Raw genomic sequence first — 22,806 nt, forward strand, 5'->3', positions numbered from 1 at the left:
GCGGCCCGGTCGGCAGCGCACGCAGAAATTCCGCATGCAAGAATTTCACGGTCGCATGGCCGCCGCAAGAACGATGCCCACGGTGACCGCGAGCAGTCCGATCATCCGCCGTTGCTCGGAACTCAGCCGGGCGAGGAAGGCGAGCGCCTCCTCGACCCGGCCGGGCGCCAGTGCCAGCACCAACCCCTCGACGATGGCCACGAGGCCCACGCCGAGGAGCAGGTGGCGGATCATTCTGCCGGAGCCGGGGCCGCCGGGTCGGCGGACGGCGCCGGAGCAGCGGCGGGCGACATGACGTCTTGCAGCCGCCGCTGGTGCGGCGAATGCAGATAGCTGAAGAAGGCGCTGTCCGGCTCGATGAGAAGTGTCGAGTTCGCGCCGGTCATCGCCGCCTTGTAAGCGTCCATCGAGCGGAGGAAGGCGAAGAACTCCGGATCCACGCCATAGCTCTCGGCCAGCACGCGGTTGCGCTCCGCATCCGCCTCGCCCCGGATCACCTGGGCGTCGCGGTCGGCCTCGGAGACGGTCTCGAGCGCCGTCCGGTCCGCCTGCGCCCGCAGCCGCTGTGCCGCTTCCTGGCCGCGTGCCCGCTCGTCCGCCGCCTCGCGCTGACGCTCGGCCTGCATCCGGTCGAAGGTCGCCTTGAGGTTCTGCTCCGGCAGGTCGGCACGCTTCAGGCGCACGTCGATGATCTCGATGCCAAGGTCACGCGCTTCCTCGATCGCCTTGTCGCGGATGCGGTTCATCAGCCCGACACGGTCGGCCGAAAGCACTGCCTCGGAGCGCACCGCGCCGAGCGCCTCGCGGACGTTCGCGTTCAGGATCGCCTCGAGCCGCTGGGACGCCGCCTGCATTCCCCCGGCGCCCACCGCGCGGCGGAACTGCGCCACGTCGGAGATGCGCCAGCGGGCGAAGGCATCGACGATCAGGCGCCGGTCATCGAGCGGCGTCACCTCGAGGGCGTTGGTGTCGAGGCCCTGGATGCGGCTGTCGTAGTAGACGACGTTCTGGATGAACGGCAGCTTGAAGGCGAGGCCTGGTTGCTCGCGGATGTCGCGCACCTGGCCGAACTGCAGCACCATGGCCTTCTGCCGCTCGTCCACGGTGAAGACCGAGTTCAGGACGAGAAAGCCGATCGCGACGATGACGCCGATCAGAATGGGGATGCGCATCAGTTGGTCCCTCCGACCGGAGCCGACGAGGTGGCGGCGGACGAAGGCGCGACCGAAGGCGCCGCGAGAGGCGCAGCCGGGGCGGGCCGCAGGGTGTCGAGCGGCAGGTAGGGCAGGACGCCGTTCGCGCTGCCGCCGGGGGTGTCGAGAAGGAACAGCTTCACGTCGCCGAGCACGCCCTGCATGGTCTCGAGATAGAGCCGTTCGCGCGTCACGTCCGGGGCCTTCACGTATTCCTCCTGCACCGACTTGAAGCGGGCGGCCTCACCGCTGGCTGCGTTCACCACCTGGGCGCGGTAGCCTTCGGCTTCCTGCAGCTTCTGCGCCGCGTTACCGCGCGCGGCGGCAAGCGTCTGGTTGGCATAGGCGTCCGCACGGTTCTGCAGGGTCGAGCGCTCCTGCCGGGCGGCCTGCACCTCGCGGAAGGAATCGATCACCTCCTGCGGCGGGTCGGCCTTGTCGAAGTTCACCCGGACGAGGTTCACGCCGGAGCCGTAGGAGTCGAGCGTCTGCTGGATCAGATCCTTCACTTCCTGGCTGATGATGCCACGGTCGCGGTTCAGGATCGGCGCGAGTTGCGAGCGCGAAACAACCTCCCGCATCGCCGATTCCGCCACAGCCTGGATGGTCGCTTCCGGCTCGGCCAGGTTGAAGAGGAATTCCTTCGGGTCGCGCACGTTCCAGACGACCTGGAAGGTGATGTCGACGATGTTCTCGTCACCGGTCAGCATCAGGCCTGCCGCAGTGCCGCGAACCGTGCCCGAGCCGATGTCCTCGGTGTTCTCGCGGGTCACCTGGACGATCTCGTGGGTAACGATCGGCCACGGCGCGAAGTTCAGACCCGGCTGCCCGACGCAGTCGCCACGGCACTCGCCGAAGGTGAGTTCCACCGACTGCTCTTCCGGCCGGACCGTGTAGACCGACATGGCAAGCCAGATGGCGACGAGACCGACCGCGCCGATGAGCAGGCCGCGCTTGCCGACACCGGGGCCCCCGGAACGGCCGCCAGGTCCGCCGGAGCGACCGCCGCCAGAGCGACCGCCCATGAGGATCTTCAGCTGCTCCTGACCTTTCCGGACGATCTCGTCGAGGTCTGGCACCGGCGGTTGCCCGCGGTTGCCGCCGCGATCGTTTCCACCGCGATCATTGCCGCGATCGCCGCCACCGCCACCCCAGGGGTCGCGGCCGCCGCCCCGCTTGTCGTCGCCGCCACCGCTGCCACCGCCGCTGCCACCACCGCCGCCCCAAGGACCGCCGTTATTGTTGTTGGGCATCCGCCTCGAGACTCCTCTGATTTCCCCCGGCCGAAGGCATGTGACGACCGGAGCGCGCGAATTCAACCCTTTGCGAGCAGTCGGCGCGCGCCGATCCGACTTACACCGGCGCGGGGAGGGTGACGAGTTCCTCCGCCGCGGTCGGATGGACCGCGACAGTGCGGTCGAAATCGGCCTTTGTCGCCCCCATGCCCACCGCCACGGCGGCAAGCTGGATCATTTCGCCGGCGCCATGCCCGACGATGTGGACCCCGAGCACCCGCTGGCTGCCGGCCTCGAGCACCAGCTTCATCAGCATCCGCTCGTCCCGATGCGCCAGTACGTTCAGCATCGGCCGGAAGCTGGTGCGGGCGATCTCCACCGGGCCACGCTCGCGCGCCTGGGCCTCGGTCAGGCCGACGGTGCCGATCTCGGGCTGGGTGAAGACCGCGGTCGCCACCAGGTCATGGTCGACGCGGGTCGCCTCGGCGGCGAAGACCGTGCGGGCGAATGCCTGCCCCTCGCGGATCGCCACGGGTGTGAGCGCGATACGGTCGGTCACGTCGCCGACCGCATAGATCGAGGGGGTGCTCGATTGCGACCAGTCGCCGACCCTGACTTCACCCTTCTTCCCAAGCTGCACGCCCGCCGCTTCGAGCCCGAGGCCCGCGGTGTTCGGCGCGCGGCCCGTGGCGAAGAGCACCTGATCGACCAGATGGCTCTCGCCGTTGGTGAGCACGACCCGCTTCTCGTCGCCCGCGGCCTCGATCCGCTCGATGTCACGGCCGAGCTCGAGCGCCACGCCGCGCGCGCGCATCGCGTCCGCGACATGGGCGCGCACCTCGTCGTCGAAGCCGCGCAGGATCTGCGGCCCGCGGTAGATCTGGATCACGCGGGTGCCGAGGCCGTTCAGGATCCCCGCGAACTCGCTCGCGATGTAACCGCCGCCGACGATCGCCACCGACCGCGGCTGCGTGGTGAGCTCGAAAACCTCGTTCGAGGTAATCCCGAGTTCCGCGCCCGGCACGTCGGGCAGCACGGGGCGGCCGCCCGTCGCGATGAGGATATGGCTCGCCGTTACGTCCCGCCCGTCCGCCAGCCGGATGCGATGGGCATCCACGAGGACGGCGCGGCTGTCATGAAGCGTGACGCCGGCCTTCAGCAACCGGTCGCGATAGGCGGCCTCGAGGCGGGCGACCTCGGCGTCGCGCGCGGCGCGGAAACGCTCCCAATCGAATCGCGCGCCCTCGATCGTCCAGCCGAAACCGCGCGCGTCCTCGAAGGCATCGGCAAAAGCCGAGGCGTAGACGAAGAGCTTCTTTGGCACGCAGCCCCTGATCACGCAGGTCCCGCCCATGCGGTACTCCTCGGCGAGCGCCACCCGGGCGCCGGCCTCGGCCGCAACACGCGCGGCGCGGACCCCACCGGAGCCGCCGCCGATGACGAAGAGGTCGAAATCGAAGGCCATTGCGATGCCTCAGGAGTCCTGGTTGCGCATAAGTTCGGCCTGATCGACCGACGTGCCAGGCGCCACGACGCGCTCGATCACCTCGGTCTTGCCGTCCGTCTTGCCGATGATGACCATCGACGCCATGTCGATGAAGAGCCCGCTCTCCACCACGCCCGGAATGGCGTTGAGGGCCGAAGCGAGGCGCGGTGCGTCGTTGATCTGGCCGAGATGCAGGTCGAGGATGAAGTGCCCCTCGTCGGTGACGAGCGGCCCGGCGGAGCCGGTGCGGATCGAGATCTCGCGACCCTCGACGTCCATGCCGTTCAGGAGTTCCTGCACCGCGCGCCGCGTCGATGTCCAGCCGAAGCGGACGATCTCCACCGGCAGCGGAAACGCCCCGAGGCGCGCGACGCGCTTGCTGTCGTCGGCGATCACCACCATCCGGCCGCTGGCCGCAGCGACGATCTTCTCCTGCAGGAGCGCCGCGCCGCCGCCCTTGATGAGATTGAGGTTGGCGTCGAATTCGTCGGCGCCGTCCACCGTGAGGTCGATGCGTTCGACGTCCTCGAGCTTGCAAAGCGGCACGCCCAGTTCCTCGGCGAGCCACACTGTGGCGCTCGACGTGGCGACCCCGGTGACGCGGATGCGCTCGCGCTTGATCCGCTCCGAGAGCAGCCGCACGAACCAGCCGGCGGTCGAGCCGGTGCCGAGCCCGAGCGTCATGCCGTCTTCGACCAGAGTGAGGGCGCGGGCGCTCGCGGCAGATTTGGCCTGATCGGCGGGCGAAAGCGACATGGGATTCCTCCGTTGCAGGCAGGGCCTGTGGCCGGGAATGCGGGGCCGGGGCGTTATAGGCGGATTGTCGGGACGCTGAAAGCCGAATTGAAACCCGCTGGACGGGGACATTCGTCGCCTTTCGGCCGTCTGCCCGTCCCGCCCTGCCCGTCCCAACGTCCTGCCGTCCCGCTCGACAACCGCGACGGAACTTCGCTAACTGAGACGCCCTTTGGACCACAAGGGGTCAACAGGGGACCGAAGATGAAAGTCAGACCCGCGCTCGCCATGGGCGTGCTTGCACTCGCGCTGCTCGGATGCGCGGAACTGAGCCCGCCGCGCACCAGCACTTCCTCGACGCTGACGACCACCGAGGCCACCGTCGTCTCCGTGGATCAGGCCACCCGCCAGGTGGTCCTGAAGGGCGCCGACGGCTCGACCATGGACGTGGCCGCCGGTCCCGAGGTCCGCAACCTGCCGCAGCTCAAGGCCGGCGACACGGTGCGGATGGACTTCTTTCAGGCGACGACGGTCAGCATGGCCGATCCCGCCGACACCGGCGAGGTCCAGAAGACGGCGATCGCCGGGCGCGCGGCCGACGGCGACAAGCCGGGCGGCATGGCCGCGTCCAACACCTCGCTCGTGGTCACCGTGGTCAACTACGACCGCAACAGCGGCGTCGCCACGTTCCGCGCCCCCAGCGGGTTGACGCGGCAGGCCGTGGTGCCGCCGGAACTGCGCAGCTTCGCGGAACGGCGTGGTCCGGGCTCGCGGGTGCTCGTGTCGCTGACCGAGGCCGTGGCGGTGACGATCACCCCCGAGGGCTGAGACGTCACCCCGCCGCGCCGAGGCTGGCCACCACCGTCCCCAGCAGCCCGGCCGGCAGGATGACGACCATCGGCCCTGAGTCAAAGTCGAGGCGCACCGGTCCGCCGGTCGCCTCGTTGGACGTTCCGGTGCGCTCGTCCGGCCGGAACCGCAGGCCACCGATCGGCCAGCGCAGCCCGGTGGAACGGCCCTCGACCGGCCCGAGCGGCCAGAGCGAGACCCGCGTCCCGGCCGCCAGCGGCAACTCCCACTCCCGCGGACAGAGAAACGCCAGATCCTCGTCGCCGATCAGCACCACCCGCCCCGCGGGTACGCGGGTCAGCGCCGTCAGCGCCGCCAGCGTGTGGTCGAGCCGCCCGCCGAGAAAGCCCACCCCGAGAAACAGCGGTGCCTCGACGGAGTAGAGGCATTTCTCGAAGTCGGTCGTGTCCTGCTCGGGGATCGGCTGGACCGCCACGCCGGCTCCGCGCAGCGCCTCCGCGTCACGGAGCGAGTCCATGTCGCCGATCACCGCCCGAAACCGCGCGCCCCCGGGCAACGCCACGTCGCCACCGCCATCCGCCGCGATCGCCTCGGGCGCCAGCGCCAGCGCGTCCGCAAGACGCTCTGCCGAAACCGGCGCGCCGCCGACCAGCGTCACCGGGCCGGTGGCCCGATACAGCACCGGGCCGAAGGCCCGCTGATGCGCCGGGCCGGAGGCCCGATGATGCGCGCTGCGGGGCGCTCCGCCGCTCACTGCGCCGGCGCGGCCGGCGGCGAGACCGGCGTCATGTCGTGGATCGCCACGGCCGAGATGCTGTTCTTCGGCGATCCCTCGACCAGCTTGTCAGAGTAGGTCAGGTAGACCAGCGTGCTGCGCTTCTCGTCATAGAACCGCACCACCTGGATGTGCTTGAAGAGGATGCTGGCCCGGGCGGAGTAGACCTCCTCGCCGTCCTTGAGCGTATCGCGAAACTTCACCGGCCCGATCTGCTGGCAGCTCACCGCCGCGTCGGAGGTGTCCTCCGCGAGCCCGAGACTGCCTTTGATGCCGCCGGTCCGTGCCCGGCTGATGAAGCAGGCGACGCCCTCGACCTTCGGATCGTCGAACGCCTCGACGACGATCTTGTGGTTCGCCCCGAGGATCCGGATCGCCGTCGTGACCTCGCCGATCTCCTCGGCCCTGGCCGCCCCGGACGCGACCACCCCCGCCATCAGCGCGAGCGCCGCGACCGTCCTTGCTGCTGTCATGTCCTGATCTCCCCCTGCCGCCCGTTCAGATGGCGTCTCGGCCGCGCGAAGAAAAGCCCGGCCCTTGCCTCAGGGTTCGCGCGCATCGTGGTCCGCGCGCCGCCGGGCGTCGGGATCCTCGCGGCCGATCCCGCGAAACACCGCCTTGAACGGCAGCGCCCACAGGATCCCGAGGCCGCCATAGACCAGAAGCTCGACCCAGATCGACGGCCGCTCGAAGAGCGCGAGCAGGCTCACCGCCGCGACCACATAGGCCGGCAGTCCGACGAGGAGCAGGACGAGCGACCAGCGTCGCCGCGCCCGCCAGCTCAGGCTCATGCGGCGAACGGGTCGGTGACGAGGATCGTGTCGTCCCGTTCCGGGCTGGTGGAGAGCAGCGCCACCGGGCAGTCGATCAGCTCCTCGATGCGGCGGACGTACTTGATCGCCTGCGCCGGCAGATCGGCCCACGAGCGGGCGCCCGCCGTGGTCTCGGACCAGCCGTCCATCGTCTCGTAGATCGGAACCACCCGCTCCTGCAGCGCCGCCGCCGTCGGCAGATAGTCCAGCCGCTCGCCGTCGAGCTCGTAGCCCACGCAGATCTTCAGTTCCTCGAAGCCGTCGAGGACGTCGAGCTTGGTCAGCGCGATGCCGTTCACCCCGCTCGTCGTGCAGGTCTGGCGCACCAGCACCGCGTCGAACCAGCCGCACCGGCGCTTGCGCCCGGTCACGGTGCCGAACTCGCGCCCGCGCTCGCCGAGGCGCTGGCCGATCTCGTCGGTCAGTTCCGCCGGGAACGGACCGGAGCCCACGCGGGTGGTGTAGGCCTTGACGATGCCGAGCACAAAGTCGATCGCCCCCGGCCCCATGCCGGTGCCGGTCGCCGCCATGCCCGCCAGCGTGTTCGACGAGGTGACATAAGGATACGTGCCGAAGTCGATGTCGAGGAGCGAGCCCTGCGCGCCCTCGAACAGGATCCGCCGCCCCTCGCGGCGCTTCTCCGCGAGGATGCGCCAGACCGGCGCGGCATAGCGCAGCACCTGCGGCGCGATCTCGTCGAGCTGCGCACGCAGTGCAGCGCGGTCGATCGGCTCGGCGCCGAGCCCCTGGCGCAGCGGGTCGTGGTGCGCGAGCAGCCGGTCGATGCGCGTCTCGAGCGTCGCGGGGTCCCCGAGATCGGCAACGCGGATCGAGCGGCGGCCAACCTTGTCCTCATAGGCCGGGCCGATGCCGCGGCCGGTGGTGCCGATCTTCGCGGCCCCCGCCGCCTCCTCGCGCAGGCGGTCCAGATCCTGATGCAGCGGCAGGATCAGGGGCGTGTTCTCGGCGACGAGCAGGTTCTCGGGCGAGATGTCGACGCCCTGGGCGGAGAGCTTGTCGATCTCGGTGATGAGCGCCCACGGATCGAGCACGACACCATTGCCGATGACGCTGAGCTTGCCCGGCCGGACGATGCCCGAGGGAAGCAGCGAAAGCTTGTAGACTGTACCGTCGACGACCAGCGTGTGGCCGGCGTTGTGGCCTCCCTGGAAGCGGGCAATCACATCAGCCCGCTCACTCAACCAGTCGACGATCTTGCCCTTGCCTTCGTCACCCCACTGGGCTCCGACGACGACGACATTTCCCATGGCCGGACCTTCCCGCGTAGTTCGCGGGGGGCGTTATAGCCGTGCCGGCTGGTGGCCGAAACCCGTCATTTTCGCGGATCAGGCCTGAACTTCCGCTGATCGTCGGGAAGGATCCCGCCCGGACCCTGCAGTGCAGGCCGGTCCGGGCGGGCCCCTCGACCTTCGCGGTCACTGGCCAGCGATGTCAGCCAATGAAGCGGAAGGCTTCGAGCGGGACGCGGTGGTCCTCGACGTCTACGAGGAACGACGGCAGTTCGAGCGGCGCGGAGCTGTCGAGCAACGCCTGCTGTGCGATGCGGCGAACCCACGGGTCCGGCGAATAGAGCTGGATCGCCTTCAGCGCCTCGGCATGCCGGTCAAGGCGGCGCTCAAGCGTATGGACGTGGTCGCCGAAGACATCGAGGGCCAACCCGAGCGCCGGCTCACCGCCACCTTCGACGGTCCGGTATGCCGCCGCCGCCCGGTCGCGCGCCTCGTCGGAATCGCGCCGGCCATGCTCGGCGAACGAGGGACGGCCCCGGGCTTCGTCCAGCTTCGCGATGCCGGTGGTGTCGCCGGCGACACCGGCGCCGAGGCGGAAAAAGAGCGCCTGCACCGCCGAGCGAACGGCCGAGGCCGGGCCCCGTTCGGGGTGGATGTCTGCGTGCGGGTCGATGGCGAGGGCGGTCGTGCGGGTCATGGTCGGTACTCCTTCGATCTCGGCCCCGGCTCACGGGGCGGGTTGGGGAGCTTGATCAGGTCGGCGTTGCGATCGCACCCGGAGGCCAATGCCCTGGCGATCCCGGAGAGAAGGCGCCGTGACCTGCTGCCGAACGATGAGGGGCGGTGCAGCCTGGCCATCGCGACCTGTGCTGAGCGCCTGCGGGCGACGTCGCGGAGCCAGTCCTGGTGTGGATTGTGCCTATCCATCCGACCCCCCATCGTTCGGCCCACTAATCACGACATATGTGATCGTGATTTACAAGCTACAATTTTGTGTCTGGATTATCTCAAGCAAATTCAACGTGATACGGAAAAGGCCGCCGTGCGATGCGCGGCGGCCCTCTCGCGATTCGCGCGAATCGCCGGGATTCAGGCGCTGGCGACCGCCTTCAGGACCGCATCGACGTGCCCCGGCACCTTCACCTTGCGCCACACCTGCCGCACGGTGCCGTCCTTCACGAGGAACGTCGCGCGCTCGATGCCCATGTACTTGCGCCCGTACATCGATTTCTCCACCCAGACGCCAAACGCCTCACAGACCTCGCCGGTCCCGTCCGACAGCAGGATCACCTTCAGGTCGTGCTTGTCGCGGAACTTGTCGTGGCTCGCCACGCTGTCCTTCGAGATGCCGAGGACGACCGCGCCGGCGGCGGCGAACTCGTCCGCCCGATCGCTGAAGCCGATCGCCTCCTTCGTGCAGCCGGAGGTGTCGTCCTTCGGATAGAAGTAGATGACGAGCGTCTTGCCCGGAAAATCCGCAGGTCCGGCGGTGCCTCCACCGTCGCGGGGAAGCGAGAAGTCTGGAACCGGATCGCCCACGTCGACCATGGCAGGTCTCCCTCTGAATTGGCCGCGGCAGGGGACGACAATCGGCGCCGGGTTGCAAGCCGGGGCGATTTCCCGGAAACCCGGCGGCATCCGGTCTCCCCACGCGAATCCCCCCACCCGGTGTCTCCCATGCGGCTCGACGATTTCGACTACCAGCTTCCGGAAGATCTGATCGCGCTGCGCCCCGCGCGGCCGCGCCCGGCGTCGCGCCTGCTCGTTGCCGGCCCGGACGCGCAGCACGACTCGCAGGTCGCGAACCTGCCCGAATGGCTCCGTCCGGGCGATCTTCTCGTCCTGAACGACACCCGCGTCATCCCCGCGCGCCTGACTGGCCGGCGCGAGCGGCCGGGCGGTGCGGGGGCGACGATCGAGGCGACGCTCGTCGGCTTCACCACCGGCGGCCTCTGGCGGGCGCTCGCCCGCCCCGGCAAGCGGCTGGCGGTGGGCGACCGCATCGACTTCGGCCCGCTCTCGGCGCTGGTCCGCGCCAAGGACGGCGCCGAGGTGACGCTCGCCTTCGACCGCGAGGGACCGGCTTTCGAGGCGGCGCTGGCCGAGGCAGGCGAGATCCCGCTGCCGCCCTACATCGCCACCCGCCGCGCTGCCGACGCACAGGACCGCGACGACTATCAGACTGTCTTCGCCCGCCACCCGGGCGCCGTGGCCGCGCCCACCGCCTCGCTGCACTTCGACGCAGGACTCCTCGACGCGCTCGCCGCCCGCGGCGTCTCCACCGCCCGCGTGACCCTGCACGTGGGCGCGGGCACCTTCCTGCCAGTCAAGGTCGACGACATCGAGACCCACCGGATGCATGCCGAGTGGGGCGAGATCGGCGAGGATGCGGTGGCGGCGATCCGCGCCACCCGTGCCGCCGGCGGCCGGGTGATTCCGGTGGGCACCACGGCGCTGCGCCTGATCGAGACCGCCGCCGCGCCCGGCAAAATCCGGCCATGGCGCGGCGAGACCGACATCTTCATCCGGCCGGGCTACGACTTCCGCGTCACTGACGGCCTGATGACGAACTTCCACCTGCCGAAGTCGACCCTGCTCATGCTGGTGTCGGCTCTGATGGGGATCGAGCGGATCCGCGCGATCTACGCGCACGCCATCGCGGACCGCTACCGCTTCTTCTCCTACGGCGACTCGTCGCTGCTCCTGCCGCACGGGATCTGAGGAACCGCCATGCTCTCCGTTCTCTCCAGCTCCTGGCCCCTGCTCTTCGGCATCCTCCTGCTTCTGGTCGGCAACGGCCTCCAGGGCACGCTGCTCGGCGTGCGCGGCGGCATCGAGGGGTTCGACGCCAGCACCATGGCGTGGGTGATGAGCGCCTATTACGTGGGCTTCCTGCTCGGCTCGTGGCGCGCGACGACGCTCATCGCCCGCGTCGGTCACGTCCGGGTCTTCGCCGCCCTCGCCTCGCTCATTTCAGCGGCGTTCCTGATCTACGCCGTGGCACCCAACCCGTGGGTCTGGATCGCCATGCGCGTGCTCGTCGGCTTCGCGTTCTCCGGCGTCTACGTGGTCGCGGAAAGCTGGCTGAACGACGCGGCGACCAACGAGACCCGCGGCAAGGCGCTGTCGCTCTACATGGTGGTGCAGATGATCGGCATCATCTCGGCGCAGTTCCTGCTCAACCTCGCGAACCCGGCCGACTATACGCTCTTCGTCGTGATGTCGGTGCTGGTCTCGCTCGGCGTCACGCCGATCCTGCTCACCGCCGGCAACGCGCCCGCCTATCGCCTCACCAAGCCCATGAGCCTCGGCGAGCTCTTCCGCATCTCGCCGCTCGGCTGCGTCGGCACGTTCCTGCTCGGTGGCGTCTTCGCGGCGATCTTCGGCATGGCCTCGGTCTACGGCACCGTCACCGGCCTCTCCGTCGCGGAGATCTCGGCCTTCGTCGCGGCGATCTACACCGGCGGGCTCGCCTTCCAGGTGCCGGTCGGCTGGCTCTCCGACCGCATGGACCGCCGCAAGCTCATCCTCGCGCTCAACGCCGCCGGCGCCGTCATCACGCTCGGCGGCGCCGCCTTCGCCGGAAACTATGCCGTGGTCCTCGCCCTCGGCTTCGTGATCGGAGGGGTGGCGAACCCGCTCTACTCGCTGATCATCGCCTACACCAACGACTTCCTCGACCCCTCCGACATGGCCGCGGCGTCGGGCGGGCTGCTCTTCATCAACGGCACCGGCGCCATGCTCGGGCCGCTGGTGATCGGCGTGCTGCTCACCCGCTTCGGCGGCTGGGGCTTCTTCGGCTTCGTCGGCGGCCTCTTCGCGCTGATGGGCGCCTACGCTGCCTGGCGCATGACCCGTCGCGCCGCGCCGGAGGAGACCTCGGGCGCCTTCACCACCGTCCTGCCCACCGCCTCGCCGGTCGCGCTCGAAGTCTCCCGCGGAGTCGCCGTGGAACGCAGCGATGCGCAGAAGGCAGGGGACGCGGGCGAGCCCGCGCAACCCGCCGCGACGGCCGCGGAGGCCCCTGAGGCGCGAAAGTGACGCTGGCATGACAACGCGCCCGTCTCACCACTTCCCTTTTCGATTTTGGTGGGAAAGAGTGATCCTTGGGATGGACACTGCGGAGAAGGTCGATGGACCCGCGCGCCGAGGAAATACTGGAGTTCTGGGATCGTATCGGGCCGGAAGGCTGGTACGAGGTCAACGAGGCGATCGATCGCGAGATCATCGACCGCTGGGGCGAGCTGTGGGAGATCGGACGGATCGGCGTGCTGCGCGACTGGCGCGCCACGCCGCGATCCTGCCTCGCGCTCGTGCTCCTGCTCGATCAGTTCCCGCGGAACATGTTCCGGGGCGATGCCCGCTCCTTCGCCTCGGACGCGCGCGCCCGTGACGTCGCGCGCGCCGCGATCGCGTCCGGCTTCGACAAGGCCATCCCGGTGCCCGAGAGGCAGTTCTTCTACCTGCCGCTCATGCACTCCGAGGTCTCGTCGGATCAGGACCAGTGTGTCCGCCTCGTGCTTCTGAACCTCGGCCGGACGGACACCCTCGACCACGCCCGCGCCCACCGCGCGGTCATCCGCCAGTTCGGGCGCTTCCCCTACCGTAACGACGCGCTCGGACGCGAGACGACGCCCGCCGAGGCGGCGTTCCTCGAGGCGGGCGGCTACCGCCACGCCTACGAGGCCGTGGCGGCCTGAGATGGCAAGGTCCTGCGACGTTGCGGTGATCGGTGGCGGCCCCGGGGGCTACGTGGCCGCCATCCGCGCAGCACAGCTCGGGCTCCGGACCGTCGTCGTCGAGCGCGAGGCGCTCGGCGGCATCTGCCTCAACTGGGGCTGCATCCCGACCAAGGCGCTGCTGCGCTCGGCCGAGGTCTTCCACCTCATGCACCGGGCGAAGGAATTCGGCCTCTCGGCCGATGGCCTCGGCTTCGACCTCGACGCGGTGGTGAAGCGCTCGCGCGGCGTCGCGAAGCAGCTTTCCTCCGGCGTCGGCTTCCTGATGAAGAAGAACCGCGTCGAGGTGGTGATGGGCACCGCCCGCCTCGCCGCGCCGGGCCGGATCACCGTCGAGGGCGCAGATGACATCGAAGCCGGCGCGATCATCCTCGCCACCGGTGCCCGCGCCCGAGAACTGCCCGGCCTCGAAGCCGACGGCGTGCGCGTCTGGTCCTACCGCCACGCACTCCTGCCGCCGCACATGCCGCGCCGCCTGCTCGTCATCGGATCCGGCGCGATCGGCATCGAGTTCGCGAGCTTCTACAACACCCTCGGCGCCGAGACGACGGTGGTCGAGGTGCTGGACCGCATCCTGCCCGTCGAGGACGCCGAGATCTCGGGCCTCGCGAAGAAGGCGTTCGAGAAGCAGAAGATGCGCATCCTCGAAGCCGCCACCGTTACCGCCCTCGAGCGCGGCCAGGACACCGTGACCGCGACGATCGAGCGCGGCGGCGAGACGCTCCGGGAAGACTTCGACACGGTGATCGTCGCCACCGGCATCGTCGGCAACGTCGAGGATCTGGGGCTCGAGGCGTTGGGCGCCAAAGTCGAGCGCAGCCATGTGGTCGTCGACGAGTACTGCCGCACCGGCGTGCCCGGCCTCTACGCCATCGGCGACGTGGCCGCCCCGCCGTGGCTTGCCCACAAGGCGATGCACGAGGGGGTGATGGTCGCCGAACTCATCGCCGGGCAGACCGTCCACGCCGTCGCCCCGGGCTCCATTCCCGGCTGCACCTACTGCTCGCCGCAGGTGGCGAGCGTCGGCCTGACCGAGGCGAAGGCGGTCGAACTTGGCCACGAGATCCGCGTCGGCCGCTTCCCGTTCGTCGGCAACGGCAAGGCGATCGCCCTCGGCGAGCCCGACGGCATGATCAAGACGGTGTTCGACGCGAAGACCGGCGAGCTTCTCGGTGCGCACATGATCGGCGCCGAGGTGACCGAGCTCATTCAGGGCTATGTCGTCGGCCGCACCCTGGAGACCACCGAGGCCGAACTCATTGCCACGGTCTTCCCGCACCCGACCCTTTCGGAGGCAATGCACGAGTCGGTGCTCGACGCCTACGGCCGAATGCTCCACATGTGAGCGCGCCCACCCGGCGCTTGCGCCGGTAGAGGTATGCGGCCGCTTGCGCCGGCAAGGTACGCGGCCGCTTGCGCCGGCAAAGGCTCACCGCTTTCGCGTCGGCACCAAAGCCCTTGCGTCGAATGCGAACATATGGCGAACATGGCGCCATGGACCCTCGACTCGCCGCCAAGCTGCGAATCCTCGCGGACGCCGCCAAGTACGACGCCTCCTGCGCCTCCTCGGGCGCGCCGAAGCGGTCAGGCGGCGCGAAGGGGCTCGGCTCGACCTCCGGGATGGGCATCTGCCACGCCTACACCCCGGACGGCCGCTGCGTCTCGCTGCTGAAGATCCTTCTCACCAACTGGTGCCTCTACGACTGCGCGTATTGCGTGAACCGCCGCTCGTCGAACACGCCACGGGCGCGCTTCAGCGTGGAGGAGGTCGTCACCCTCACCCTCGAGTTCTACAAGCGCAACTACATCGAGGGGCTGTTTCTCTCCTCCGGTGTCGCAAAGTCGCCCGACGCCACCATGGAGGATCTGCTGCGTGTCGCGCGCACGCTGCGCCGCGACCATGGGTTTGCCGGCTACATCCACCTGAAAGCGATCCCCGAGGCGAGCCCGTGGCTCGTGGAGCAGGCCGGGCGCTGGGCCGATCGCCTCTCGATCAACCTGGAGCTTCCCTCCGAGGCGAGCCTCAAGACCCTCGCCCCGGAGAAGAGCGCCCCCGCCATCGCCGGCGCCATGGACCAGATGCGCGAGCGCATCGACGAGGCGAAGGCCGAGAAGCTCCGCTTCGCGCCCGCCGGGCAGAGCACCCAGGTGATCGTCGGCGCCGACGCCACCACGGACGAGGGCGTGCTGCGCGCCAGCGCGCGCCTCTATGGCAGCTACCGATTGCGCCGGGTCTACTACTCCGCCTTCAGCCCGATTCCCGAGCCGTCGTCGGTCCTGCCGGTGAAGCCGCCACCGCTGCGACGCGAGAACCGGCTCTATCAGGCCGACTGGCTCTTGCGTTTCTACGGGTTCAGCGTCGACGAGATCGCAGCCGGGGGGGAGGGCGGTATGCTCGACCTCGACGCCGACCCGAAACTCGCATGGGCCCTGAAACATCGCGCCGCATTCCCGGTCGACATCAACCGGGCGCCCCGCGAGATGCTGCTCCGTATCCCCGGGCTTGGCGTGAAGGCGGTAAACCGCGCCATCGCGGCCCGGCGGCACACCCGCCTGCGCCTTGCGGACCTTGCGCGACTGACGCCCTCCCTGAAGCGCGCCCTGCCGTTCATTGTCGCCGCGGACCACCGCGCGCCCGGCCTCGACCGTCTCGACCTTCGACGGCACCTCGTGAAGCCGCCCGAACAGCTCACGCTCTTCCCGTGATCCACGTGGCGCTGCACGACGGTGCCGACCTCGACGGCTTTCGTGCCGCCGTCCGCCGGCTCATCGCTGCCGGCGCCCGGCCCGAGGAAGTCGTGTTCGCCAGCGGCAGCCTGTTCGCCGCCGCGCCCGAGACCGACGCGCCCGCGGTCATGCTGCCGCGCCGCGTCGCTGATCTCGTGCGCCTCGTCACCTGTCACCGCGACCCGGAGCGCTACGCGCTCCTCTACGCCCTGATCTGGCGGATGCACTCCGGCGAGAAACACCTGCTCGACGTTGCCTCCGACCCGCTCGTGTATCGCCTGCAGCGTCTTGCGAAGTCCGTCCGCCGCGACCTGCACAAGATGCACGCCTTCGTCCGCTTCCGCCGGATCGAGACGCCGGACGGCGAACGCTTCATCGCGTGGTTCGAGCCGGAAAACTTCATCCTCGAGGCCACCGCCGACTTCTTCATCACCCGCTTCCGCTCGATGGACTGGGCGATCCTGACGCCGATCGGCCGGATGCGATGGGATCGGACTCGCCTGAGCTACGGCCCGCCCGCCAGCCGCGACGAGGCGCCGGTCGCCGACCCCTTCGAGGACGGCTGGCGCGGCTACTACGAGAGCACCTTCAATCCCGCCCGGGTCAACCTCGCCGCCACCCGCGCCGAGATGCCGAAGAAGTACTGGAAGAACCTGCCCGAGGCGGCGGCGATCCCAGAAATGATCCGAAACGCTCCCGCGCGCGTTAAGGAAATGATCCAGCGGGAAGCGACGCGACCCGCGCACCGCAAGCCCGAGAAGGCGCTCGCCGCCATGGCCGACCAGACCCCGAACAGCCTCGATGCCCTCAACCGCATCATCGCCAGCGCACCGCCCATGGTCGAGGGCGGAACCCGGGCCGTGCTCGGCGAAGGACCGCTCGGTGCGGCCATCGCCTTCGTCGGCGAACAGCCGGGGGATCAGGAGGATCTCGCGGGGCGTCCCTTCGTTGGCCCGGCCGGACAGGTCTTCGACAAGGCGCTGGAGAAGGCGGGGATCGACCGTGCCGGGGTCTACGTCACCAACGCCGTCAAGCACTTCAAGTATGTCCAGCGCGGCAAGCGACGGCTTCACCAGCGCCCGACGGCGGGGGAGGTGAAGCACTACCGCTGGTGGCTGAAGGCGGAGCTCGACTTCGTCGGACCGCGCGTCATCGTCGCGATGGGCGCGACGGCCGTCCTCGCCCTCACCGGCAAGGCGCTCCCCGTCACCTCGAACCGCGGCGAAACCCGCTTCGACAACCGCGCGGGCTACATCACCGTCCATCCGTCCCACCTGCTCCGCCTGCCCGACGAGGCGGCGAAGCGGCGGGAGTGGGATGCCTTCGTGGCCGACATGCGGCGGATCCGCGAGATCGCCTGAACACGTCCCGGGCAACCGACAATCGACGCGAGTCGCCGGTCTGTCACCGTACCTCTGGCGGAAATGCCCGGCCATCACCCCCGATTCGCCCGAAAAATCCCTCGGGATATCGCGTTTGCGCAGTTTCGAGGTATCCGCTCCGACGATCTTCCCGAAGGATGCCTCCGGCAACGACGGCGCGTTCCCTTGCGACCGGGCGCCCCCCCGCATACGTTGTGGCCGATCTCAGGAATGGCCCCGCGTGACCGACACCACGACCTCGACCGACGCCGCCTATCGGGTTCTCGCCCGGAAGTACCGGCCCGCCACCTTCGCCGATCTGATCGGTCAGGAGGCGATGGTGCGCACGCTCAGGAATGCCTTCGAGTCCGACCGGATCGCCCACGCCTTCGTGCTGACCGGGGTGCGCGGCGTCGGCAAGACCACCACGGCGCGCATCATTGCCAAGGGGCTGAACTGCACCGGCGCTGACGGCAACGGCGGCCCGACCATCGAGCCCTGCGGCATCTGCGACGCCTGCCGCGCCATCTCCGAAGGCCGCCACGTCGACGTGCTCGAAATGGACGCGGCCTCGCGCACCGGCGTCAACGACATCCGCGAGATCATCGACGGCGTTGCCTACCGGGCCGCCTCGGCGCGCTACAAGGTCTACATCATCGACGAGGTGCACATGCTCAGCACCTCGGCGTTCAACGCGCTTCTGAAGACGCTCGAAGAGCCGCCGCCCCACGTGAAGTTCATCTTCGCGACCACCGAGATCCGCAAGGTCCCGGTGACGGTGCTCTCGCGCTGCCAGCGCTTCGATCTGCGCCGGATCGAGCCCGAGGTCATGCTCGCCCACCTCGCCCGCATCGCCGACGCCGAGGGCGCGGCGGTCGCCGCCGACGGGCTCGCGCTCATCACCCGCGCCGCCGAGGGCTCGGTGCGCGATGCGCTCTCGCTCCTCGACCAGGCGATCGCCCACGGCGCGGGCGAGACCGGTGCGGCCGAGGTGCGCGCCATGCTCGGCCTCGCCGACCGCGGCCGCATCCTCGATCTCTTCGCCGCCGTGATGACCGGCGACGCGCGCGGCGCGCTGGCCGAGCTTGCCCAGGAATATGCCGCCGGCGCCGACCCGGCCGCGATCCTGCGCGATCTGGCCGAGGTGACGCACTGGGTCTCGATGCTGAAGCTCGCGCCCGAGTCCGCCGAGGATCCGACCGTCGGCCCGGATGAACGCACCCGCGGCCTCGACTTTGCCGCGCGCCTGCCCATGCGGGCGCTGACCCGCGCGTGGCAGATGCTCCTGAAGGCGCTCGAGGAAGTGGCGACGGCGCCGAACGCGATGATGGCTGCCGAAATGGCGGTGATCCGCCTCACCCACATCGCCGACCTGCCCTCACCCGAGGAGCTCGTCCGTCGCCTGACGAGCGGCGCCGCCCCCGCCCCGTCCGCACCCGCCCCGACCGCACCGTCCCCGCCCGCAACGCCCCCCACCGGCAACCCCGGCGCGCGGGCCGGTGCCGCCCCCGCGCGCGCGCTGGCACAAGCCGTCGCCCAGCCGATGCCGGCCTCGGAGACCGCCCCCCGATCCGGGCCCGACACCGGCCCGCTCGCCCGCTTCCAGAGCTTCCCCGATGTCGTCGCCCTGATCCGCGCCCGGCGCGACATCAGCCTGCTCGTCGAGGTGGAAAGCCACGTCCGCCTCGCCCGCTATGCCCCCGGCCGCATCGAGTTCGAGCCCGGCGACGGCGCGCCGCCCGACCTTGCCGCCCGCCTTGCCCAGCGCCTCCAGCTCTGGACCGGCGTGCGCTGGGGCGTCGCCATCGTCGGCTCCGGCGGCGAGCCGACCATCGCCGAGGTGCGCGCCGAGCGGAAGGGCACCCTGCACGCTCAGGCCCTCGCCCACCCGATGGTGCAGGCGATGCTCGCCGCCTTCCCCGGCGCGGAGGTGCGCGAGGTCCGCGCTCCCGACCTCACCGACCCCACGACCGCCCCGCTCGCACCCGCCGCCGAGGAGGCGGAGGACGACGACTGGGATCCCATCGACCCGTTCTCGGAGGACAACTGACATGCTGAAGGGTCTCGGCCAGCTTGGCGACATGGCCAAGCTGATGAAGCACGCACAGGAAATGCAGAGCCGCATGGCCGACGCCCAGAACCGTCTCGACGACGTCGAGGTGGTGGGCGAGGCCGGCGCCGGGCTCGTCAAGGTAACCGCCACCGCCAAGGGCGCGGTGAAGGGCCTTGCCATCGATCCCACCCTCTTCGTGCCCGAGGAGCGCGAAGTGGTGGAAGACCTGATCGTCGCGGCGATCCAGGACGCCCAGGCCCGCGCCATGGCCGCCGCCCAGACCGAAATGGCCAAGGTGACCGAGGGCCTCGACCTGCCCCCCGGCATGAAGCTGCCGTTCTGAGAACGCGCTGAGAACGGGCGGGCAAAGATGGCGGACGCGGGAGATGCGGCGGTTGACCGGCTGATCGGGCTTATGGCCCGGTTGCCGGGACTTGGGCCGCGCTCGGCGCGTCGGGCCGTGCTGACCCTGATCCGCCGCCGCGAAAGCCTGCTCGATCCGCTCGCCCAGGCGCTGGCCGACGTGGCCGCGACAGTGCGGGAATGCGCCCGTTGCGGCAACATCGCCACCACTGAACTCTGCACCATCTGCACCGACCCGGCCCGGGCGACCGGCGAAATCTGCGTCGTCGAGACGGTGGCCGATCTCTGGGCGATGGAGCGCGGCGGCGCCTTCCGTGGCCGCTATCACGTGCTCGGCGGCGTCCTCTCGGCGCTCGACGGCATCACGCCCACCAGCTTGCGCATCCCCGAACTCGTGGCGCGGGTGGCGGAGGAAGGCACGCGCGAGGTGATCCTCGCGCTCAACGCCACCGTCGACGGCCAGACCACCGCGCACTACATCGCCGGCGAACTCGCGCCGCTTGGCGCCAGCCTCACCTCACTCGCCAAGGGCGTGCCGATCGGCGGCGAACTCGACTACCTCGACGACGGCACGATCGGCGCCGCGCTCCTCGCCCGCCGGGCGCTCTGAGGCCTCAGCAGTTCGGGTCCGTCGTGCCGGAAAGGTCGAGCCCGGTCGCCGTCGGCGGCTGCCAGGAGCGTGATTCCGCCACCGCCCCCTGACCACTCGTGCCGATGTGCGAGCCGCCGGTGCCGCCCGTCCAGCCGGTGTTCCCGGCGTTGCCCGGCGCGGCGCCGTCGCTGCCGGGTGCCGGGGCCGTGGCAGGCCCCGCCGCCGCCGCTCCGTCCCGGCAGCCATCCGTCTCCGCCAGCGCGGCCCCCGCGGTCAGCGTGAGAGCCGTCCCGAGCGCCATCATCAGCCTGCGCATCGCACAATTCTCCCCGAATGGTCATGACCTGATTGTTCATGAAGGGAACGATTGGCGCCGCCCCACGGTTCCGACCCCTCTCCAAAGAGCCATCTCGCGGTCAATTGTCGGCAACTTCACACTGCACTACGATCGGGAATCAGGTGAGGTTCAGCGAACCGCAAGGGTTTGCGGCCTACCGAGGCTTGTCGAGCTGTACTGGTCCGAAGCGGCGCCGCAGACGCCGGACGGACGCCTTGCGTGACCGTTGTTCTGGAGTTTGAGTTCGACATGAATGTCAGAGCCTGCGCCCTGCTCGTTGCGGCGGTTGCGCTCGGAGCCTGTGCCACGGTCCCGGCGACCGGGCCCGTGGTGACCGAGGCTGTCGCGCCCGTACCGGAAGCCGGCCGCGCCGCGGCCGCGGCCGCCGTTCCCCAACCCGTCAGACCCGCGCCCGATCCGGCGCTGGTGGCGATCTATGCCTCGCGCAAGGACGGCTCAAGGACCCTGCCCGCCGTCGACGTCGCCGCGTTTCACCGCGAACTCCTGCGCAACGAGGTCGATTTCCCGACCACCGAGGCGCCGGGCACCGTCGTCATCGACACCACGGGGCCGTTTCTCTACCTCGTCGAGCCGGGCGGCCGGGCGACGCGCTACGGCATCGCCATCGGCCGCGAGGGGTTCGGCTGGACTGGCGACGGCACCATCGCCCGCCGTGCCAAATGGCCGACGTGGACACCGCCACCGGAGATGATCGCCCGAGACCCGCACGTGGCGAAATGGGCGGGCGGCCAGCCCGGCGGCGTCACCAACCCGCTCGGCGCCCGGGCGCTCTACATCAACTTCGGCGGGGCGGACTCAGGCTATCGCATCCACGGCACCAACATGCCGAAGTCCATCGGCTGGGCCGCCTCCTCCGGCTGCTTCCGCATGTTGAACCAGGACGTCATCGACCTCTACGACCGGGTACAGATCGGCGCGAAAGTCATAGTGCTCTGAAGCGGGAGGCGCGGAGGCCGACAGGGGCAGTCGCGGACGGATGTGTCACCTGCCGGATCCGTCTCTCGTCACCGTTGCGACCGACCCCGCCGTGGTTCTTCCCGCACGCCGCCTCACACGATCCCGCTGCTGCCCCCCGCGACCGCCGGCCGCTCCTCCGCGACTTTCGCGCGATATCCTGACGCCCGGAACGCCGCCACCGGGTCGATCGCCGCGCCCTTCTCCAGCCGCGCCATGGCAAGGATCGGCTCCACGTCGGTGCGGAACGCCGCCCGGAGCGTCTGGTTTGCCATCAGCGCGTCGTTCGCATCCTGATAGCCCTCGAGCGCCGGCCGATCGACCAGCGCCGCCTGAACATACGCCCGTTCGATCTCCATGGCGCTCGTCATCAGGCTCTCGATCGGATCGGTGACGTTGTGGCTCTGGTCGATCATGTGTGCGGGGTTGAAGCCCTCGACCCAGGCCTCCGCATCGACGAGCTCGTTGAAGACGAGAAACAGCCGGTAGGGATCGATGCTGCCCGCGTCGAGATCATCGTCGCCATACTTCGAGTCGTTGAAGTGGAAGCCGCCGAGCTTGCCGAACTGGATGAGCCGGGCGACGATCATCTCGATGTTGGCGTTCGGCGCGTGGTGGCCGAGGTCCACGAGACAGAACGCCTGCGGCCCGAGCTCCTGCGCGATCAGGATATTCGTCCCCCAGTCCTGCACCACGGTCGAATAGAACGCCGGCTCGTACATCTTGTGCTCGGAGAAGAGCCGCCAGTCCCCGGGCAACCGGACATAGACCGCCTGCATGGACTGGAGATACCGCTCGAAGCTCCGGGTGAAATGGCTCTGGCCGGGGAAGTTCGAGCCGTCGCCGATCCAGACCGTGAGCGCCTTCGACCCGATCGCCTCGCCGATGGCGATGCACTCGAGGTTGTGCTCGACCGCCTGCGCCCGGACGCCCGCGTCGGTGTGCGAGAGCGACCCGAACTTGTAGGAATGCCGCTGGCCGGGTGCGTCGGAGAAGGTGTTCGAGTTGATCGCGTCGAACCCGAGCCCGAGCGCCGCCGCGGTCTGGCGCAGCGCCGCCGGATCGGCCTTGTCCCACGGGATGTGGAGCGACACCGTCGGCGTCGCACCGGTCAGACGGTTGATCTCGGCACAGTCCGCGAGCTTGTCGAACACGTCCCGGGGCTCGCCCGGCCCGGGAAACCGCGCGAAACGCGTCCCACCCGTCCCGACGCCCCAGGACGGCACCGCGACGCCGAAGGCCGCCGCGCGCGCCTTCAGCGCGTCGATCTCCACGCCCCGGCGCGCCAGCCGCTCGCCGAGGCTCTCGTAGTCCCGCCGCAGGTCTGCCTCCGCAGTCGCCCCAGTCCGCTGAACCGTCATCG

Annotated in this window: 24 protein-coding genes; 11 read left to right on the plus strand and 13 right to left on the minus strand. The window is 69.8% G+C overall.

The annotated features are described in order from the left end of the window. Positions 1–45: 45 nt before the first annotated feature. From HNP73_RS20185 to rpiA, 5 genes are all read right to left on the minus strand, one after another. Positions 46–234 carry a DUF2065 domain-containing protein gene (locus HNP73_RS20185; RefSeq protein ID WP_221288898.1) on the minus strand — a complete coding sequence of 63 codons (189 nt, stop codon included), beginning with the start codon at positions 232–234 and terminating at the stop codon, positions 46–48. Next, entirely contained in the window at positions 231–1,172 is a 942-nt protein-coding gene (gene hflC, locus HNP73_RS20190; protein ID WP_184154400.1) for a protease modulator HflC, read from the minus strand. Before hflC ends, HNP73_RS20185 begins: the two co-directional genes overlap by 4 nt. After that, positions 1,172–2,446, minus strand: coding sequence for an FtsH protease activity modulator HflK (gene hflK / locus HNP73_RS20195; protein ID WP_184154403.1), 1,275 nt, complete (start codon positions 2,444–2,446; stop codon positions 1,172–1,174). Before hflK ends, hflC begins: the two co-directional genes overlap by 1 nt. Before the next feature lie 100 nt (positions 2,447–2,546). Further along, positions 2,547–3,893, minus strand: a complete 1,347-nt coding sequence (gene gor, locus HNP73_RS20200; RefSeq protein ID WP_184154406.1) for a glutathione-disulfide reductase — start codon at positions 3,891–3,893, stop codon at positions 2,547–2,549. A gap of 9 nt (positions 3,894–3,902) precedes the next feature. After that, on the minus strand, positions 3,903–4,670 hold the full coding sequence (gene rpiA / locus HNP73_RS20205; protein ID WP_184154409.1) for a ribose-5-phosphate isomerase RpiA: 768 nt from the start codon (positions 4,668–4,670) through the stop codon (positions 3,903–3,905). A 243-nt stretch (positions 4,671–4,913) separates the two neighbouring features. Here rpiA and HNP73_RS20210 point away from each other — a divergent pair, with 243 nt between their 5' ends. Further along, positions 4,914–5,477, plus strand: coding sequence for a hypothetical protein (locus HNP73_RS20210; protein ID WP_184154412.1), 564 nt, complete (start codon positions 4,914–4,916; stop codon positions 5,475–5,477). Between the two features lie 4 nt (positions 5,478–5,481). Here the strand turns inward: HNP73_RS20210 and HNP73_RS20215 are convergent, their stop codons facing one another. The 6 genes from HNP73_RS20215 to HNP73_RS20240 all read right to left on the minus strand — a co-directional run bounded on the left by HNP73_RS20215 (position 5,482) and on the right by HNP73_RS20240 (position 9,844). Further along, entirely contained in the window at positions 5,482–6,141 is a 660-nt protein-coding gene (locus HNP73_RS20215) for a thiamine diphosphokinase (RefSeq protein ID WP_184154415.1), read from the minus strand. A 68-nt stretch (positions 6,142–6,209) separates the two neighbouring features. Continuing rightward, positions 6,210–6,707: a CreA family protein gene (locus tag HNP73_RS20220; RefSeq protein WP_184154417.1), complete on the minus strand. Its 498-nt coding sequence runs from the start codon at positions 6,705–6,707 to the stop codon at positions 6,210–6,212. 69 nt (positions 6,708–6,776) lie between these two features. Then, positions 6,777–7,025, minus strand: coding sequence for a DUF2842 domain-containing protein (locus HNP73_RS20225; protein WP_184154420.1), 249 nt, complete (start codon positions 7,023–7,025; stop codon positions 6,777–6,779). Continuing rightward, positions 7,022–8,314: an adenylosuccinate synthase gene (locus HNP73_RS20230; protein ID WP_184154423.1), complete on the minus strand. Its 1,293-nt coding sequence runs from the start codon at positions 8,312–8,314 to the stop codon at positions 7,022–7,024. Before HNP73_RS20230 ends, HNP73_RS20225 begins: the two co-directional genes overlap by 4 nt. Positions 8,315–8,498: 184 nt before the next feature. Continuing rightward, positions 8,499–8,993 carry a hypothetical protein gene (locus tag HNP73_RS20235; RefSeq protein ID WP_184154426.1) on the minus strand — a complete coding sequence of 165 codons (495 nt, stop codon included), beginning with the start codon at positions 8,991–8,993 and terminating at the stop codon, positions 8,499–8,501. Positions 8,994–9,385: 392 nt separating this feature from the next. Then, a complete protein-coding gene (locus HNP73_RS20240) occupies positions 9,386–9,844 on the minus strand; it encodes a peroxiredoxin (RefSeq protein WP_184154429.1) in 459 nt (152 codons plus the stop codon). A gap of 129 nt (positions 9,845–9,973) precedes the next feature. Here HNP73_RS20240 and queA point away from each other — a divergent pair, with 129 nt between their 5' ends. The 9 genes from queA to recR all read left to right on the plus strand — a co-directional run bounded on the left by queA (position 9,974) and on the right by recR (position 20,149). Further along, a complete protein-coding gene (queA, locus tag HNP73_RS20245; RefSeq protein ID WP_184154432.1) occupies positions 9,974–11,017 on the plus strand; it encodes a tRNA preQ1(34) S-adenosylmethionine ribosyltransferase-isomerase QueA in 1,044 nt (347 codons plus the stop codon). A gap of 9 nt (positions 11,018–11,026) precedes the next feature. Further along, the gene (locus HNP73_RS20250; RefSeq protein WP_184154434.1) at positions 11,027–12,337 is read left to right on the plus strand and encodes an MFS transporter; all 1,311 of its coding nucleotides are present in this window, start codon (positions 11,027–11,029) and stop codon (positions 12,335–12,337) included. 92 nt (positions 12,338–12,429) lie between these two features. Further along, complete coding sequence (locus HNP73_RS20255) at positions 12,430–12,996, plus strand: DUF924 family protein (protein ID WP_184154437.1); 567 nt, start codon at positions 12,430–12,432, stop codon at positions 12,994–12,996. Position 12,997: 1 nt separating this feature from the next. Beyond that, positions 12,998–14,380, plus strand: a complete 1,383-nt coding sequence (gene lpdA, locus HNP73_RS20260) for a dihydrolipoyl dehydrogenase (protein ID WP_184154440.1) — start codon at positions 12,998–13,000, stop codon at positions 14,378–14,380. Between the two features lie 149 nt (positions 14,381–14,529). Further along, positions 14,530–15,741, plus strand: a complete 1,212-nt coding sequence (locus HNP73_RS22955; RefSeq protein ID WP_221288899.1) for a putative DNA modification/repair radical SAM protein — start codon at positions 14,530–14,532, stop codon at positions 15,739–15,741. Positions 15,742–15,746: 5 nt separating this feature from the next. Further along, positions 15,747–17,123 (plus strand): UdgX family uracil-DNA binding protein, encoded by a 1,377-nt coding sequence (locus tag HNP73_RS20265; protein WP_221288900.1) that lies wholly within the window; start codon positions 15,747–15,749, stop codon positions 17,121–17,123. Between the two features lie 241 nt (positions 17,124–17,364). Continuing rightward, positions 17,365–19,173, plus strand: a complete 1,809-nt coding sequence (locus tag HNP73_RS20270) for a DNA polymerase III subunit gamma/tau (protein WP_343063381.1) — start codon at positions 17,365–17,367, stop codon at positions 19,171–19,173. A gap of 1 nt (position 19,174) precedes the next feature. Next, the gene (locus HNP73_RS20275; protein WP_184154450.1) at positions 19,175–19,519 is read left to right on the plus strand and encodes a YbaB/EbfC family nucleoid-associated protein; all 345 of its coding nucleotides are present in this window, start codon (positions 19,175–19,177) and stop codon (positions 19,517–19,519) included. A 27-nt stretch (positions 19,520–19,546) separates the two neighbouring features. Continuing rightward, on the plus strand, positions 19,547–20,149 hold the full coding sequence (gene recR, locus HNP73_RS20280) for a recombination mediator RecR (protein WP_184154453.1): 603 nt from the start codon (positions 19,547–19,549) through the stop codon (positions 20,147–20,149). 4 nt (positions 20,150–20,153) lie between these two features. Here recR and HNP73_RS20285 read toward each other — a convergent pair whose 3' ends face one another. Beyond that, entirely contained in the window at positions 20,154–20,447 is a 294-nt protein-coding gene (locus HNP73_RS20285) for a hypothetical protein (protein ID WP_184154456.1), read from the minus strand. 240 nt (positions 20,448–20,687) lie between these two features. Here HNP73_RS20285 and HNP73_RS20290 point away from each other — a divergent pair, with 240 nt between their 5' ends. Continuing rightward, the gene (locus HNP73_RS20290) at positions 20,688–21,425 is read left to right on the plus strand and encodes a L,D-transpeptidase family protein (RefSeq protein WP_221288901.1); all 738 of its coding nucleotides are present in this window, start codon (positions 20,688–20,690) and stop codon (positions 21,423–21,425) included. Positions 21,426–21,538: 113 nt separating this feature from the next. Here the strand turns inward: HNP73_RS20290 and rhaI are convergent, their stop codons facing one another. Beyond that, positions 21,539–22,804: an L-rhamnose catabolism isomerase gene (rhaI, locus tag HNP73_RS20295; RefSeq protein ID WP_184154459.1), complete on the minus strand. Its 1,266-nt coding sequence runs from the start codon at positions 22,802–22,804 to the stop codon at positions 21,539–21,541. Positions 22,805–22,806: the final 2 nt, after the last annotated feature.

This window comes from Amaricoccus macauensis, assembly GCF_014201905.1.
GTDB classification, from domain to species: domain Bacteria; phylum Pseudomonadota; class Alphaproteobacteria; order Rhodobacterales; family Rhodobacteraceae; genus Amaricoccus; species Amaricoccus macauensis.